Genomic DNA, 14,782 nt, shown 5'->3' with positions numbered 1-14,782 from the left:
TCTTATTTTTATGAGCCGTTTAGAGTGCTTCCTTAGTAAGAACAATTTAATTTATGCTTTTTTTTTTGACAAGTAAACATTTTACTTTATAATGTTTAAATATCAGCAATATTACATAAATTGTGTTAGAGTTATGGGTTTACATTTTATATTTTAAATAAGGCAGTGTTGTGAAAAAATGAACTTGATTAATGTATATGCAAATAATAATAAAGGTCAAGACAATAATATTCAAGTAGAATTAAGTCGTTGGAAGGCGAATCAGTTTCAGTTGATTTCAGATGTGGTTAGCCAAGAAGTTCCTGTTTTAATAAAATATGGAAAAAAGTCTAATAATGTTTGGCATCAGCTTGGAGCGATAGAGCTTTGGGCTTGTCCGATTTTTTTGGAAGACTTGGCTGTTGGAACTGTTTTATTAGAAAGTAAACCACAAGTCAATTTTGAATATTTTTTTCTGGAACAAGAAGACGTTAATGATTTAAAAAATCATGCGGGTTTATTGTTTCACTCTGTTTTTAAATTAACAATTCAAGAAAGTATTCCTAAAAAAATCAGTGTTGATACAAAGCTAGCAATAAAACCCGAAGAAGTGGTTGAGGCTATGCGTAATTTTATGGGGATTGATGGTCTTTGGGAAGATACCGGCGGTTTTCATCGTGCGGCTATTTTTGATGTGGAAACAAAAACTATTTTAAAACTTGCCGAAGATATTGGGCGACATAATTGCATAGACCGCTTAAAAGGTTGGGCAACTATAAATAAGTTAGATTTATCAAATTATATACTGCTTGTTTCTGCCAGAATGTCGGCGAGTTTGTGTGCAAAAGCTTTAAAGGCGGGTTTTCGCTTTTTGATTAGTCGTTCGGCTGTTACTAGCTCGGCTGTAGAGATGGCGAAAAATGCCGAAGCGACTTTGCTTGGCTTTGCTCGTGATAAAGAAGGGCGTTTTACTGTTTTTAATGATAGTAAAAATTTAGTGCAGAAGTAGTTAGTGTTGTTTGATAGCTGTATTCTTTTTAGATAGTCTGCCGGATTCTTTCTAGAATTAAATCTAAGTGCTGTTTTTTTTCAGCAGACAATTCAGTAGGGTCGCCATCGGATAACGTTGAATAAAAAAGATGCGTACTTAAAAGTTCTTTAATCGTATTACAGACTTCTTTTGGTAGTGTTTGTGTGTCTTCTGGGTTTATCTGAGTAAGCATATTTGTTAGTTCTGTAACTTCTTCTGGCGAAAAATATTTTCTTTTATTACACCCTTCGATTAAATTCACGATTTTTTCTAGTTTTTTCATATTTCCCTCTCTTATTTTACCTCTAATCTACTTATAATTCAAATGAGCCAGCCTACACGCCATTGCCATGCCCACGGCGACAGCGGTATTTAAAGATTCTACTTTTGGTTGCATGGGTATAGACAGGCGTTTATTTTCGCTCCAATATTGGTCTAGTCCGGGGCCTTCTATGCCGGCGACTAAGCCCATTGTTTCTAAAAAGTTAAAACTAAATAAATTCATACCGTTTGGCGAAAGTGCATAAATAGGGAGCTTGTCATATTGAGCCAAATCTTTAATGCTAGGGCCTTCCCAAAGTTTAACCTGAAAAATAGCAGGGCCTGAGGCACGCAAACATTTGGGCAAATATGGAGTTGCCGCTTCTTTTAATAAAACGACTTCTGCCCCCAAGGCTGCCGCATTTCTAATGCAAGTTCCTAAATTGATTGGATTTTGAAGCGGTAAAAATAGAGTTAATCCTGAGGCAAGTGTTTCATTCCAAGGTTGTGGAGCAGGGGCGGAAATAATCAGTAGGGGAGCTTTAATTCCATAAATATCTAAGCTTGAAAAAAGTTCATTTGGCAAAAGATAAACGCTTGCATTTGTTGGAATATTATAATTATCTAACTCATCAATGTTTGAAGTGATAATGCCTAAAACTTGGCTAGGGAACTCCGTTAAAATTTCGTTTAAAAAACTACGACCTGAAATAATCGCTTCGTTATATTTTTTAATTCCTTTACTTTCAAGAATTTTTAACCACTGTTTATAGCGTGGGTTTTGTGCGCTTGTGATTTCTGTTATTTTAAGGTTTAAATTTTGATTCATAATATTTTGTTTTGTCTTTTTATATATTTTTGATAGAATTTTAGTTTAGCAGTTAACTAGAGCGTATGATTATCTATATTTTAGTATATTTTTTATAGAGTTATAACGAGTTTAAAGAATAAATAGGAGTATCTTAAATGAGAAAGCATTTTGTAAAAATTTTAGATTTTACCCCAAGTGAGGCTCTTAATATTATCAAAAGAGCTAAAGAAATGAAAGAAAATAATTATCGTAGTGATTTATTAAAAAATAAAACGATATTAATGATTTTTGAAAAAGCCTCAACTCGTACACGTTTGTCTTTTGATGTGGCTATTCATCAGCTTGGCGGAGATATAATTTTTATGACTCCTAATGAAAGTCAACTTGGGCGTTCTGAACCTTTAAAAGATACCGCCAGAGTTGTGAGCCGTTATTGTGATGGCATGGTTGTGCGTACTTTTAGCGAAGATAAAATTTTAGAACTAATTAAATATGGTTCAGTTCCGGTTGTTAACGCCTTAACCGACCAAGGACACCCTTGTCAGGTGATGTGTGATGTGCTTACTATGTATGAACGCACTCCTAAGCTTGATGAAATAAAAGTCGCTTGGATTGGTGACGGAAACAATATGGCTAATTCTATGATTGAAGCAGCTATTTTATTTAATTTTGAACTACATCTTGCGTGTCCTAAAGGTTTTACGCCTGATGCTACTTTACTAGAAAAAGCTAAACAAGCTAAAGCCAAAATCTTTTTAACTGATAAACCCGAAGAAGCAATAAAAGACGCTGATTATGTTCATACTGATGTTTGGGCATCTATGGGGCAAGAACATGAACAAAAAGCGAGAGAGCTTTCTTTTAAGGGTTATTGTGTGGATAATCGTTTAATGAGTCTTGCGAAAAAAGACGCAAAGTTTATGCACTGTTTACCTGCTCACAGAGGCGAAGAGGTAAGCGAAGAAGTATTTGAAAGCCCTAACTCGATTGTTTTTGATCAGGCTGAAAACCGCTTACATGTGCAAAAAGCGATTTTGGAGTGGTGTTTTACTAAGTAATTTTTGAAATCATTTTAATATAGCTAACTTATAACATGATGAATTATTATCATTTGTTTGTTGTTTTTTTAATATAAGCTTAACCGATTTTAATAGTATTTATGATTGTATAAAAAATCACAAATTGATTGCCTAACTATAATGTTTTATTATTTATTTTATTATTTTGTGTAAAGTTTCTTGACTTATTTATATGTTAAGATAAAAATATATCCTATATTGTTTATTAAACTGGAGGTGGAGTAAAAATCTAAAAATTATATATGTTCCGTGTTTTTAGGTAGAACATATATATTCTAAAGAAAGTACTGATTGGTCTTTGTAGTTTTTTACCGATGTAAACGTCTTCTATTTAAAGAAAGACAAACAGCCATGAATTTGCAATATTATGAGCATAAACATGGGAAAGAGGGGTACTATGGATACTAAAAATGTAAAAAAAACAAAGCGAACCAATACAGCCAAGGTTGCAGCAAAGTCTTCTGCTTTTAATGTGAATTTGTCTAAGCTTAAAATTAAAAGTATGGATGATTACGAAGCTATACACCAAAAAGCGTTGGAAGACCCTGCAAAATTTTGGGGAGAAAGAGCAAAAAGCTTGTTGCACTGGTTCAAACCTTGGGAAAAAACTTTAGAGTGGGATTTTGCCAAGCCGCATGTTGAGTGGTTTACCGGCGGAAAAACTAATGCTTCTTATAACTGTTTAGATCGTCATATTGATGGTCCGAGGCGTAATAAAGTTGCTTTAATTTGGCAAGGTGATCCGGAAGATGATGTACGTATTTGGACTTACCAGATGTTATACGACCGTGTGTGTCGTTTTGCCAGTGCGTTAAAAAATTTAGGAGTCAGAAAAGGCGATAGGGTTGTTATTTATTTGCCGATGATTCCTGAGATGGTCGTTTCAATGCTTGCTTGTTCTCGCATTGGTGCGGTTCATGTTCTTGTTTTTGCCGGATTTTCTGCTTCTAGTGCTCAAAGTCGTATTCAAGACTGTGAAGCAAAAGTTGTTATTACTTCAGACGGTATGTTTAGAGCCGGGCGTGTTATGCCTTTAAAGGCAAATATTGACGAAGCTCTTAAAGATTGCCCCAGTGTGCGTCGAGTTATTGTCGTTAACCGCACAAATATGCCAACCGCCATGAAAGAACGCCGAGATATATGGTGGCGAGATGTTATGTCAGATCGCTCCTTAAACGCACGTTTACCAGCAGTACAAATGGACGCAGAAGATTTATTGTTTATACTTTATACCAGTGGTAGCACGGGAAAACCTAAAGGTGTTATGCATACTACAGGTGGTTACTTGACTTATGCCGCACATACTACCCAGTTAGTTTTTGATACCAGAGAAGAAGATGTTCATTGGTGTACCGCTGATATTGGTTGGATTACCGGGCATACTTATGGCGTTTATGGTCCTTTGTTGCTTGGCGGAACAACCATGATGTTTGAAGGTGGTCCTCGTTGGCCTGACCCTGATCGCTTTTGGCATATTATTGAAAAATATAGAGTCAATACTTTCTATACTGCACCAACAGCTATTAGATTGCTTATCCGTGATGGTGATGAATGGCTTGAAAAACATGATCGTTCTTCTTTGCGTATTCTCGGTAGCGTTGGTGAACCTATTGATGCAAAAACTTGGAATTGGTACAGAGATACGGTTGGAGACGGAAAAATCCCTGTTGTTGATACTTGGTGGCAAACAGAATCAGGCGGAATACTTGTCAGCCCGATTCCTTATGTTACTCCGCTTAAGCCAGGTTCCGCCAGTTTACCTCTTCCCGGTATTGATGTTGAGGTATTAAAAGAAGACGGAAAACCTGCTAAGGTTGACGAAGAAGGACACCTTGTCGTTAAAAACCCTTGGCCGGGTATGTTAAGAGGCGTATTTGGCGATAAGTCGAAGTTTAAAGAAAACTATTTTAGTCGTTTCTCTGGCTTTTATTTATCCGGAGATGGAGTTAAAAAAGACCAAGATGGTTACCTTTGGCTTCAAGGACGTCTTGATGACGTTATTAACGTATCAGGACACCGCTTTAGCACCGCTGAAATGGAAGCTGCGTTTAATGCACATCCTGCGGTTGCCGAAAGTTCTGTTGTCGGAATGCCTCACTCTGTTAAAGGGGAAGCAATCTATGCCTTTATTCATCTAAAAGAAGAAGAAAAGCCAACCGATGCTATGAGATCTGATTTGCGTAAATGGGTGCGTAAAGAGATTGGACCAATCGCAACACCGGAATATATCCAGTTTGTAGAGTCTCTTCCTAAAACTCGTTCCGGAAAAATCATGCGTCGAGTTTTACGCAAGATTGTTTCGGGCAATATCGAAGATTTAGGCGACTTAACAACCTTGGTTGATGTAAGCGTTGTAGAGGCTCTTGTTACAGAGCATGAACTTCTAACAGGACGTAGCAGTTTAAGTTAAGCTTTTTATTAAAATATTCAAAAAAAGACCATCGTAAAATAGGAAAGTTCTATTTTGCGGTGGTCTTTTCAAATAAAATATACTATTTTTCTTCCAACTTATTGCTTTATAGAGAAAAGGCTAGTATTCTCTTTGCAAGAGTTTAATTTTTTATTTTATATTGCCTATTAATAAAGAAAGAAGGATATATGAGTTTTAAACAACTAGTGATAGATGCCAGAACTTGCAGGCGTTTTGACGAATCAAAACAAGTTAGCGAAAGCCAAATTGTTGATTTAATAGATACTGTGCGTGTTGTGAGTTGTACGGGGAATAAACAGTCTTTACGCTATTCTTTTAGTATTTCTCCTGCTCAAAATGCGGTTATTTTTTCCTCTTTAAAGTGGGCTATGATGTTAAAAGATTGGGCTGGTCCAAAACAAGGGGAAAGACCAACGGCATATATTATTATCGCCAACGATGAAAATATATTAAAAAACCCTCAAATTGACCTTGGAATAGCAGCACAGACTTTACAATTAGCCGCAAGTTCTTTAGGATTGGCTTCATGCATGTTTAGTTCAATGAACGCAAAAGCCTTACATAAAGAGCTTGGTTTTGCGGATAATATTGAAATAATGTTGACTATGGCTTTTGGTTACCCCCTTGAAAAGCGAAAAATCACAGAGCTTGGAAAAGACGGATCAACGGCTTATTGGCGAGATGAAGCGTTGGTACATTATGTACCTAAACGCAACTTAAACGATATATTGTTAAAAAGTTTTAAATAAAGAAGATTAGCTAAATAATTATGATGATTGAAAAACCTAAAAAATATTCCCTGTTGCCCAGTGTTGAAAAAACCCAATTTATTTTAGATTGGATGAGAGAAAAAAAAGCCCAAGAGCTTGTGGCTATTGATCTGAAATCTGTTACCCAAAAACAAAGCCTTGCCTTTGAAACGATTGTAATTCTTAGTGCTAACTCTATTCGCCACGCTCAAGGTTTGGCTGATTATTTATTGGAATGTGCCGGTAAAGAGGGTTTTGAATATTTTCGTATGGAAGGGTATCAATCAGGAACTTGGATTTTACTTGATTTAAACGATATAATCGTAAATATTTTTCAGCCTGAAGAACGCGAGTTGTACCGCTTGGAAGATTTATGGGGTAATGCTGAGTTTATTTGTGATGAACGAGCCGGTTAGTTTATTTTTTTGCTGTTCAAGGTGTTTTTGCTGAACGTTATCTATGAGGGAGAGCTGTGAATAATCAATACATACCTACAATTCTATTAATTTTGGACGGTTGGGGGGTTGCGGACTCAGGTTCGGGCAATGCTATCTCTCTTGCAAATGTACCGAACATGAAAAAAGTTTTGAATTATCAGGCTCAAACTCGACTTGAGTGTTCGGGGCGTGCGGTTGGATTACCCTTGGGCTATATGGGCAACTCTGAAGTCGGACATATGAATATTGGTTCCGGGCGAGTTGTCTATCAAGATATGACCAAAATTGACATGGCAATTGAAAAACATGAGCTTGAAAAAAATGAAGTTCTCTTAAAACTGTTGGAAGACGCCAAAAAAGGTTCAAAACGCATACATTTTTGCGGGCTTTTATCAGATAGCGGTGTTCATAGTCATATAGATCATTTGTTTGCTTTAATCAAAATAGCCAGAAATGCAGATTTGGAAGTTTTGATTGACTGTTTTATGGACGGGCGCGACGCTGAACCAACCAGTGGTGTTGTTTATATGCAAAAACTTTTGGATTGGATTAAGCAAAATAATTTTCAAGATAAAGTTCATATTGCCAGTTTAATCGGGCGTTATTATGCTATGGATAGAGATAAGCGTTGGGAACGGACGCAAATAGCTTGGGATTGTTTGGTTGAGGCTAAAGCCGAGCTTATTTCCGACCCTGTTAAAGCTTTAAAATCAGCCTATGCTAACGGTGAAACCGATGAATTTATAAAACCGCGTATTTTAAATCCTGAGTATAAAATCAGTAATGGTGATGCTGTTTTCTTTTTTAACTTTAGAGCTGATCGTGTACGTCAAATTACGGCGGCTTTTAAAGCTGAAAATTTTACGGGGTTTGATTTAAAAAATTCACGCCCTAATATAAACCTTGCTACAATGACCGCTTATGACGCTTCTTTGCCTCTACCTGCGGCTTTTGTTAAACAGCCTTTGAATAATACTTTGGGTGAACTTGTTTCTAAAATGGGGCTAAAGCAATTAAGAGTTGCTGAAACAGAAAAATATGCCCACGTTACTTACTTTTTTAATGCGGGAAAAGAAGAACCTTTTGTCGGAGAAAAAAGAATTTTAATTAATTCTCCACGAGATGTGGCGACTTATGACTTAAAGCCTGAGATGAGTGCTTATGAAGTTACCGATTCTTTAATAAAAGAATGGGAAAAAGGCGAGGCAAGTCTTTATGTCTGTAACCTTGCCAATTGTGATATGGTTGGACATACGGGAATAATTCCGGCGGCAATTAAGGCTTGTGAGGCGGTTGATGCTTGTCTTGGAAAGATTATTGATGCCGTTGCCGCAACAGGTGGACGTTTAATGATTACCGCCGATCATGGTAATATCGAAGAGCTTCTTACCCCTGAGGGAAATCCGCAAACCGCACATACTAAAAACCCCGTTCCTTTTATTTTGATGGAATTTGATAAAAATCATCAATTGTTACCGCCAAGGAAAATGGTTAACTCCGGAAAACTCGGAGATATTGCCGTTACTATTTTAAAACTCTGGGGTGCTTCTGTTCCTTCTGAGATGGACGGAAACAGTTTGACGGAGGAAGTTTAATGCCTAAGTTTGTACCGATAAAACCAAGTAATGTAGAAGTTTTATTTTTTTATCCTTGTCCTGTGTGTAGGGAAGAACTACCTGTGATTTCTCCTGCAAACCCTACGATGATAAAATGTTCCAGTTGCGGTGAAACTTTTCCTATAGTTCCGGTTGATATGTATAATGTAACTTATTTAAAACTCATGTTATCCGGTGGACCAGCGGGAATTGATCAAGATTTTTTGTAAAAATAGCTTGTTAACGTAACTAATTATAAGGCTTTTTAATAATTATAAATAACTATAAATTTGCGGAGAAAAACATGATCTATGATGTAGACAAAGAAACCATGCCTCGTGAGGAACTTGAGGCACTACAGTTAAAACGCTTGGTTAATGTTTGTCAAAGGGTTTATGCTAACGTAAAGCATTATACTAAAAAATTTGATGAAGCAGGAATTACTCCGCTTGATATTAAAAGCTTGGACGATTTAAAAAGACTGCCTTTTACCGAAAAGCAGGACTTAAGAGATAATTTTCCTTATGGTCTTTTTGCGGTTCCCAAAGAAAATATAGTACGCATTCACGCCTCAAGTGGAACGACGGGTAAAGCCACTGTTGTTGGTTATACCAAACGTGATGTTGATAACTGGGCAGATATGATGGCTCGTTGTTTAAGTATGGCAGGGGTTGAACGTAGAGATTTGATTCATAACGCTTACGGATATGGTCTTTTTACCGGAGGACTCGGGGCTCATTACGGAGCAGAGCGTCTTGGTGCGACTATTATTCCTGCTTCCGGCGGTGCGACTCGCAGACAAATTCAGTTGATGAAAGATTTTGGTTCTACTGTTTTATGTTCTACCCCGTCTTATGCTCTTTACCTAAATGAAACAAGCCAAGAAATGGGCATGGACATGAAAGATATGGCTTTACGCATAGGGGTATTTGGAGCAGAGCCTTGGACAGAAGAAATGCGTCAGGAAATAGAAAGCAAACTTAATATAGATGCTTTAAATATTTATGGTTTATCTGAAATTATGGGTCCGGGTGTGGCTATGGAATGTGCTGTTGCCAAATCCGGTATGCATATTCAAGAAGACCATATGCTTCCTGAAATTATTGACCCTGTTACAGGCGAACAACTTCCTCCGGGTAGCGTGGGTGAGCTTGTTATTACTACTCTAACCAAAGAGGGAATTCCACTTATTCGTTATCGTACAAGGGATATTACCAGTCTTGACTATGTGCCTTGTGCTTGCGGACGGACGCATGTTAAAATGCAACGTATTTTTGGACGTAGTGATGATATGTTGATTATTCGTGGTGTTAACGTATTTCCTTCTCAAATTGAAAGCTTAATTGTTGAAACAGAGGGTGTTTCACCTCATTATCAAATTGTTGTTTCTCGTGAAAATAATTTAGACATGCTTGAGGTTTTAGTAGAACTTTCTGAAGAAGGGTTCTCTGATGAAGTGCGTACCTTACAATCTTTATCTAATCGCCTTCAAAAAGGTATTAAAGAATTTTTGGGTGTTACGGCAAAAATACGCTTGGTCGAACCAAAAAGTATTGCCCGCTCTGAAGGAAAAGCAATCAGAGTTATTGATAATCGTAAAAAACAAGCTTAAGGTATAATAACGCCTTGAGTATATTTTAGTTTGGTATAATCTTTTTTTGTTTTTCAACCAATATGGAGTTTAGCTATGAAAATTCAACAAATTTCTATTTTCTTGGAAAATAAGTCAGGACGACTTGCAGACGTTACCCATACTCTTTATGAGGCGGGTTTAAATATGCGTGCTTTGTCTTTGGCTGATACTAATGAATTTGGCATTTTAAGAATGATTGTTGACAATCCTGAAAGAGCAAAGGAAGTTTTAAAGGCAGCTGGCTTTACGGTTAATATAGCTTCGGTTATTGCCCTTGAAGTTCCTAATAGCCCTGGTGGGTTGGATAATATTTTACAAATGTTTAGCCAAAAGGGTGTTAACGTAGAATATATGTACGCCTTTGCCTCTCTTTGTGATGACAAAGCAGTTTTAATTATTCGTATTGATAATACTGATCTTGGTATTCAAGAATTACAAGCTTGTGGCTGCACTTTATTGCCACAAAGTAAAATCTTGAAATAAACTTTTTTATTGTTTTTTTATAAAACCCTAAATTTGTTCAATATAAAGTAAAATTTTAATATGTAATTACTTTTTACCGGATATGTTTGGGGTTTTATTTTATTTTTATTAAGTTTTGTAGGCATTATATATCAAGGTTAAAAGTCGTTTACTATGAATAAAAAAACCGCAGATACAATTATTACTACTCATAATAACGCTGATTTAGATGCTGTTGCCTCAATGGTTGCCGCAAGTTATTTATATCCTGAGGCTGTTTTGATTAACCCCTCAATTCAGGTTCGCTCTCATAGTAATGAATTTATTAAGGCTATTCCCAATACTTTTAAGTTTGTAAATCCTAAAGATTTTGATTTTAGTAAAACTAAAAATTTAGTGGTTGTTGATACAAGACAGCGTTCTCGTTTGTTGCATATTTCTCCTGTTTTACAAAATTCTGATTTAATTATTCACGCTTATGATCATCACCCTGATGCCGAAGATGACCTTAAAGTAAACTTTTCATTAGTAAAACCTTATGGTTCTACAGTTGCACTTATTATTGAATTACTTAAAGAAAAAAAAATACAACTAGTTGAACCCGAGCCGACTTTATTAGCTTTAGGGCTTTATGAAGATACGGGTTCTTTTAAATTTAATTCTACAACCGTTTATGATTTTAATGCGGCGGCTTGGCTAATAGAACAGGGAATAGATTTTAATATAATTCAAGATGCAGATAGTGATAATTTAAGCAGTATTCAGGTTAACACCTTAAATTCATTGTTGCAAGCGGCTGAAATTCATAACTTTAAAGGGATAAGCGTTACTGTCAGCGAAATAGTTTTAGATTCGTATCTGGTTGAGTTTTCTACTTTAGTGCAAAAAATGGTAGAAATGGAAAAAACAAAGGTTTTATTTGCGATTGCTCAAATGGCAGATAAAATTCAGCTTGTAGCAAGAAGTTCTCTAAAGTCTGTTAACGTTGCAAATATTTGTAAGGTGTTTGGTGGCGGAGGGCATAGTTATGCGGCTTCTGCCTCTGTTTCAAATATGACCTTGCCTGAGCTTAAAGAAAAGTTATTGTCGGAAATTTTTAATGAAGTTCAGCCTCAATTAGTTGTTAATAATTTTATGGCGAGTCCGGCTTTAAGTTTAAATATTAAAGATAGTATCAGTTATGCTGAAAATTTTATGGGGCGTTATGGTTTAAAAGCCGCACCGGTTATTAATCATGAAAAAAATCCTTTAAAACCTATAGGGATTATCGAATATCATACTGTTGTAAGAGCTAAAGCCCATTTATTGGGTTCTCTTTCTATTTCTGATTATATCAATAGAAATATTTTAAGCGTTTCTCCTGATGATGACCTTGATATTGCTTTAAATATAATAATTAATAATCGCCAACGTTTAATTCCTGTTATTCAAGATGAAAAAATGGTTGGAGTAATCACCAGAACGGATATTATTAATACGTTTATGCATAATAATGCTGATTATTCATTTGTTTTAGAAAGTAACGCAGATAAAACAAAGCTAAAAATACGTAATGTTTCAGGTATATTAAAAGATAAATTACCCAAATATATATTTAAGCTTTTGAAATTAGCAGGAGAACTCGGTGATGAACTTGGTTTTTCTGTTTACGTTGTTGGTGGTTTTGTAAGAGACCTTTTGATGGCGATTCCAAACCATGATATTGATTTATGTGTTGAAGGAAACGGAATTGTCTTTGCCCATGCCCTAGGAAAGCGTTTAAACGCTTCAATTACCGAACATATTAAATTTAAAACCGCTATTTTGGAGTATACCGTTGAAACTGATAGTGGCGAAAAAATTTTAATGAAAATAGATATAGCGACTTCTCGATTGGAATATTACGAAAGCCCCGGGGCTTTACCAAACGTAGAACATTCATCTATTCGCCTTGATTTATATAGACGAGATTTCACGATTAATGCGGTTGCCTTGGAATTAAATCAAACAAACTTTGGAAATATTTTAGATTTTTATGGGGCTCAAAGGGATATAAAAAATAAGATTATTCAACCGATTCACTCTTTAAGTTTTATCGAAGATCCAACTCGTATTATTCGAGCTATTTTGTTTGAAGTACGTTTAAACTTTAAATTGAGCCTACAGACAGAACGCTTGATTAATAATGCTATTCAGTTGGGCATGATCAAAAAAATTTCAGGACAAAGAATTTTTCATGGTTTTCAACTTGTGTGTGAGGAAGAAAACACCTTGGCTTGTTTAAAACGTATGGACGAGTTTAAAGTTTTGCAAGAAATTCACCCTATTTTGCCTTTAACCGATGCTAAAGAAGAATTGATTTTAGAGCTTGAAAAAATATCTAATGCGTATGAAATGCTTTATCAAAAGTCTAAACGTGAAAACTGGGTGCTTTATCTTTTGGCTTTGTGTTTGGGTGCGAAATACTTAGAAGTTTCAGAGCTTTTAAAGCGTCTTATGTTTAGTTCAAAAGCAACACATTCATTTTTAAGTATGCGTGAACAATGTCGTGATATGAAGTTTAAAATAAAGGCTTGGAGTGAAATGGCGTTTTCACCTCAAAACAACAAAGATAAAAATATTCGTTATAAAATGAGTATGTTGGCTGATATTTTGAACCCTTTGTCGGTGAATGCCATGATTTTTGTGATTGCGACAGAAAAAGACGCTGATATACGCAAGGCGATTTTATATTATATCACTAAAGCGAGAGAAGAAAAATTGAGTATAACCGGAAAAAGTCTTATAAAAATGGGAATGAGTCCCGGGGTTGAGATAAAAACGGTCTTAAAACAAGTTTTAGATGCTAAAATAGATGGCTTAATTAAAGATAAACAAGAAGAACTCAACTTGGCTGAATCTTTAGTGAAAAACTTTTTAGAAGAAAAATCAAAAAATAATAAAAACTAAAACAAAAAACTATGAAGTCAAAAAAGTTAATATTGAGTGCAGATTATATTTTAACCCAAAGCACTTGTAATGAATTACGGCAAGATAATTTTATTTTGGGAAAACAGGCAGATAACGTTGTTTTAGAAAATTGTGGGGTGGCGATCAACAATGGAGTTATTGTCGAGCTTGATAGGGTCGACGTGTTACAAAATAAATATCCTGACTATATCCATTCGGCTTTTAAAAATACGTTGTTGATGCCTGCTTTAATTAACGGACATACTCATGCGAGTATGAATATTTTTAAAGGCGTGGCCGATGATTTACCTTTAATGGAATGGCTCAGCAAACATATTTTTCCCAAAGAAGCAAAGCTGACTTACAAACTTGTTAGGGCGGGGGCTTTGCTGGGTTTTGCCGAAATGATTAGGACAGGAACCAACCTTGCTTGCGATATGTATTTAATTGAAGATGCTGTTTGTGAAGCGGCGGCTCAACTTGGAATAAAATTATTGGCAGGCGAAGGAATTTTCGCCTTTCCTTCTCCCGCTTATCAAACGGAAGAACAAGCTTTTTCTTTGTTGGAAGCTCAAATTGAAAGATGGCAGGGCAACCCCAACATACGTTTTGCTGTTTCCCCTCATTCTGTTTATACCACAACTGAAAGCTTGTTAAGACGTTGTCAAAACTTTGCGGAAAAACATGGGCTGCCTTTACATATTCATTTGGCAGAAAGCGAAACAGAAACAGAGCAAAGCCTTAAGTTACATAAACAACGCCCTGTGGAATATTGCAACAGGCTTGGCTTACTTAATTCCAATACAATTCTTGCTCATTGCGTTGATTTAACTTTAGATGAAATTGATCTTTTGGCGGAAAATAATGTAAAAATCATACATAACCCAAAAAGTAATTTAAAGCTAAATTCAGGAATTGCTCTTGTTCCTGAAATGCTTGAACGAGAGATAGTTGTTGGTCTTGGAACAGATGGAGCCGCTTCAAACAATACGTTAAATATGTTTAGCGAAATGAATTATGCGGCGTTAATTCACAAGGTAAACGCTAATGACCCGACGGTAATGTCGGCTCAAACGGTTTTAAATATGGCGACAATTAATAATGCCAAAGCTTTACAATGGAATAATGTGGGAAAAATAGCCCCATCTTATTCGGCTGATCTTATTGGCATTGATTTAAACAACATAAATCTTCAACCTCTATATACGCCAGTTTCACAGCTTGTTTATGCCGCCAATGGGCATGAAGTTTGCTTTACTATGGTTAATGGTGAGTTTTTATATAAAGATGGCGTTTATAATAATATTTCCTTGGAAGATATAAAGGCTGAGGTTAAAGAGATAAAAGCTTGGATAGAGAAAACTTAGCAAATAAATTATAGTTTGGT

The 14,782-nt window shown here is 35.9% G+C and carries 13 protein-coding genes; 11 read left to right on the top strand and 2 right to left on the bottom strand.

Annotated features, from left to right (window positions below; all coding sequences use genetic code 11):
- The first annotated feature begins 178 nt into the window (after positions 1 to 178).
- Positions 179 to 988 carry a formate dehydrogenase accessory sulfurtransferase FdhD gene (locus tag BT999_RS08785; RefSeq protein WP_084650665.1) on the top strand — a complete coding sequence of 270 codons (810 nt, stop codon included), beginning with the start codon at positions 179 to 181 and terminating at the stop codon, positions 986 to 988.
- A 28-nt stretch (positions 989 to 1,016) separates the two neighbouring features.
- Here the strand turns inward: BT999_RS08785 and BT999_RS08780 are convergent, their stop codons facing one another.
- On the bottom strand, positions 1,017 to 1,292 hold the full coding sequence (locus tag BT999_RS08780) for a hypothetical protein (protein WP_072697416.1): 276 nt from the start codon (positions 1,290 to 1,292) through the stop codon (positions 1,017 to 1,019).
- Between the two features lie 27 nt (positions 1,293 to 1,319).
- Positions 1,320 to 2,099: a TrmH family RNA methyltransferase gene (locus BT999_RS08775; RefSeq protein ID WP_072697415.1), complete on the bottom strand. Its 780-nt coding sequence runs from the start codon at positions 2,097 to 2,099 to the stop codon at positions 1,320 to 1,322.
- Between the two features lie 137 nt (positions 2,100 to 2,236).
- On the opposite strand from BT999_RS08775, the gene argF reads away from it, so the two are divergent.
- From argF to BT999_RS08725, 10 genes are all read left to right on the top strand, one after another.
- Positions 2,237 to 3,139 carry an ornithine carbamoyltransferase gene (argF, locus tag BT999_RS08770; protein WP_072697414.1) on the top strand — a complete coding sequence of 301 codons (903 nt, stop codon included), beginning with the start codon at positions 2,237 to 2,239 and terminating at the stop codon, positions 3,137 to 3,139.
- A 418-nt stretch (positions 3,140 to 3,557) separates the two neighbouring features.
- Positions 3,558 to 5,570 carry an acetate--CoA ligase gene (gene acs, locus BT999_RS08765; protein ID WP_084650664.1) on the top strand — a complete coding sequence of 671 codons (2,013 nt, stop codon included), beginning with the start codon at positions 3,558 to 3,560 and terminating at the stop codon, positions 5,568 to 5,570.
- 188 nt (positions 5,571 to 5,758) lie between these two features.
- Complete coding sequence (locus BT999_RS08760; RefSeq protein ID WP_072697412.1) at positions 5,759 to 6,340, top strand: nitroreductase family protein; 582 nt, start codon at positions 5,759 to 5,761, stop codon at positions 6,338 to 6,340.
- A gap of 20 nt (positions 6,341 to 6,360) precedes the next feature.
- Complete coding sequence (gene rsfS, locus BT999_RS08755) at positions 6,361 to 6,756, top strand: ribosome silencing factor (RefSeq protein WP_245791002.1); 396 nt, start codon at positions 6,361 to 6,363, stop codon at positions 6,754 to 6,756.
- A 56-nt stretch (positions 6,757 to 6,812) separates the two neighbouring features.
- Positions 6,813 to 8,372, top strand: coding sequence for a 2,3-bisphosphoglycerate-independent phosphoglycerate mutase (gene gpmI / locus BT999_RS08750; RefSeq protein ID WP_084650663.1), 1,560 nt, complete (start codon positions 6,813 to 6,815; stop codon positions 8,370 to 8,372).
- On the top strand, positions 8,372 to 8,602 hold the full coding sequence (locus BT999_RS08745; protein ID WP_072697411.1) for a hypothetical protein: 231 nt from the start codon (positions 8,372 to 8,374) through the stop codon (positions 8,600 to 8,602). Before gpmI ends, BT999_RS08745 begins: the two co-directional genes overlap by 1 nt.
- 74 nt (positions 8,603 to 8,676) lie before the next feature.
- Positions 8,677 to 9,984 carry a phenylacetate--CoA ligase family protein gene (locus BT999_RS08740; RefSeq protein WP_072697410.1) on the top strand — a complete coding sequence of 436 codons (1,308 nt, stop codon included), beginning with the start codon at positions 8,677 to 8,679 and terminating at the stop codon, positions 9,982 to 9,984.
- 75 nt (positions 9,985 to 10,059) lie between these two features.
- On the top strand, positions 10,060 to 10,488 hold the full coding sequence (locus tag BT999_RS08735; protein WP_072697409.1) for an ACT domain-containing protein: 429 nt from the start codon (positions 10,060 to 10,062) through the stop codon (positions 10,486 to 10,488).
- Between the two features lie 153 nt (positions 10,489 to 10,641).
- Complete coding sequence (locus tag BT999_RS08730; RefSeq protein WP_072697408.1) at positions 10,642 to 13,395, top strand: CBS domain-containing protein; 2,754 nt, start codon at positions 10,642 to 10,644, stop codon at positions 13,393 to 13,395.
- An 11-nt stretch (positions 13,396 to 13,406) separates the two neighbouring features.
- The gene (locus BT999_RS08725) at positions 13,407 to 14,762 is read left to right on the top strand and encodes an amidohydrolase family protein (protein WP_072697407.1); all 1,356 of its coding nucleotides are present in this window, start codon (positions 13,407 to 13,409) and stop codon (positions 14,760 to 14,762) included.
- The last annotated feature ends 20 nt before the right edge of the window (positions 14,763 to 14,782 follow it).

This window comes from Desulfovibrio litoralis DSM 11393 (genome assembly GCF_900143255.1).
Taxonomy (GTDB): domain Bacteria; phylum Desulfobacterota; class Desulfovibrionia; order Desulfovibrionales; family Desulfovibrionaceae; genus Frigididesulfovibrio_A; species Frigididesulfovibrio_A litoralis.
The sequence above is the reverse complement of the archived record's forward strand: the minus strand, read 5'-3'. Positions and strand labels throughout refer to the sequence as shown.

What these genes read in the sequence shown, in the direction of transcription:
- BT999_RS08785 (WP_084650665.1), top strand. Translation starts at nt 179, where the DNA reads ATGAACTTGATTAATGTATATGCAAATAATAATAAAGGTCAAGACAAT.
- BT999_RS08780 (WP_072697416.1), bottom strand. Translation starts at nt 1,292, where the DNA reads ATGAAAAAACTAGAAAAAATCGTGAATTTAATCGAAGGGTGTAATAAA.
- BT999_RS08775 (WP_072697415.1), bottom strand. Translation starts at nt 2,099, where the DNA reads ATGAATCAAAATTTAAACCTTAAAATAACAGAAATCACAAGCGCACAA.
- argF (WP_072697414.1), top strand. Translation starts at nt 2,237, where the DNA reads ATGAGAAAGCATTTTGTAAAAATTTTAGATTTTACCCCAAGTGAGGCT.
- acs (WP_084650664.1), top strand. Translation starts at nt 3,558, where the DNA reads ATGGATACTAAAAATGTAAAAAAAACAAAGCGAACCAATACAGCCAAG.
- BT999_RS08760 (WP_072697412.1), top strand. Translation starts at nt 5,759, where the DNA reads ATGAGTTTTAAACAACTAGTGATAGATGCCAGAACTTGCAGGCGTTTT.
- rsfS (WP_245791002.1), top strand. Translation starts at nt 6,361, where the DNA reads ATGATGATTGAAAAACCTAAAAAATATTCCCTGTTGCCCAGTGTTGAA.
- BT999_RS08745 (WP_072697411.1), top strand. Translation starts at nt 8,372, where the DNA reads ATGCCTAAGTTTGTACCGATAAAACCAAGTAATGTAGAAGTTTTATTT.
- BT999_RS08740 (WP_072697410.1), top strand. Translation starts at nt 8,677, where the DNA reads ATGATCTATGATGTAGACAAAGAAACCATGCCTCGTGAGGAACTTGAG.
- BT999_RS08735 (WP_072697409.1), top strand. Translation starts at nt 10,060, where the DNA reads ATGAAAATTCAACAAATTTCTATTTTCTTGGAAAATAAGTCAGGACGA.
- BT999_RS08730 (WP_072697408.1), top strand. Translation starts at nt 10,642, where the DNA reads ATGAATAAAAAAACCGCAGATACAATTATTACTACTCATAATAACGCT.
- BT999_RS08725 (WP_072697407.1), top strand. Translation starts at nt 13,407, where the DNA reads ATGAAGTCAAAAAAGTTAATATTGAGTGCAGATTATATTTTAACCCAA.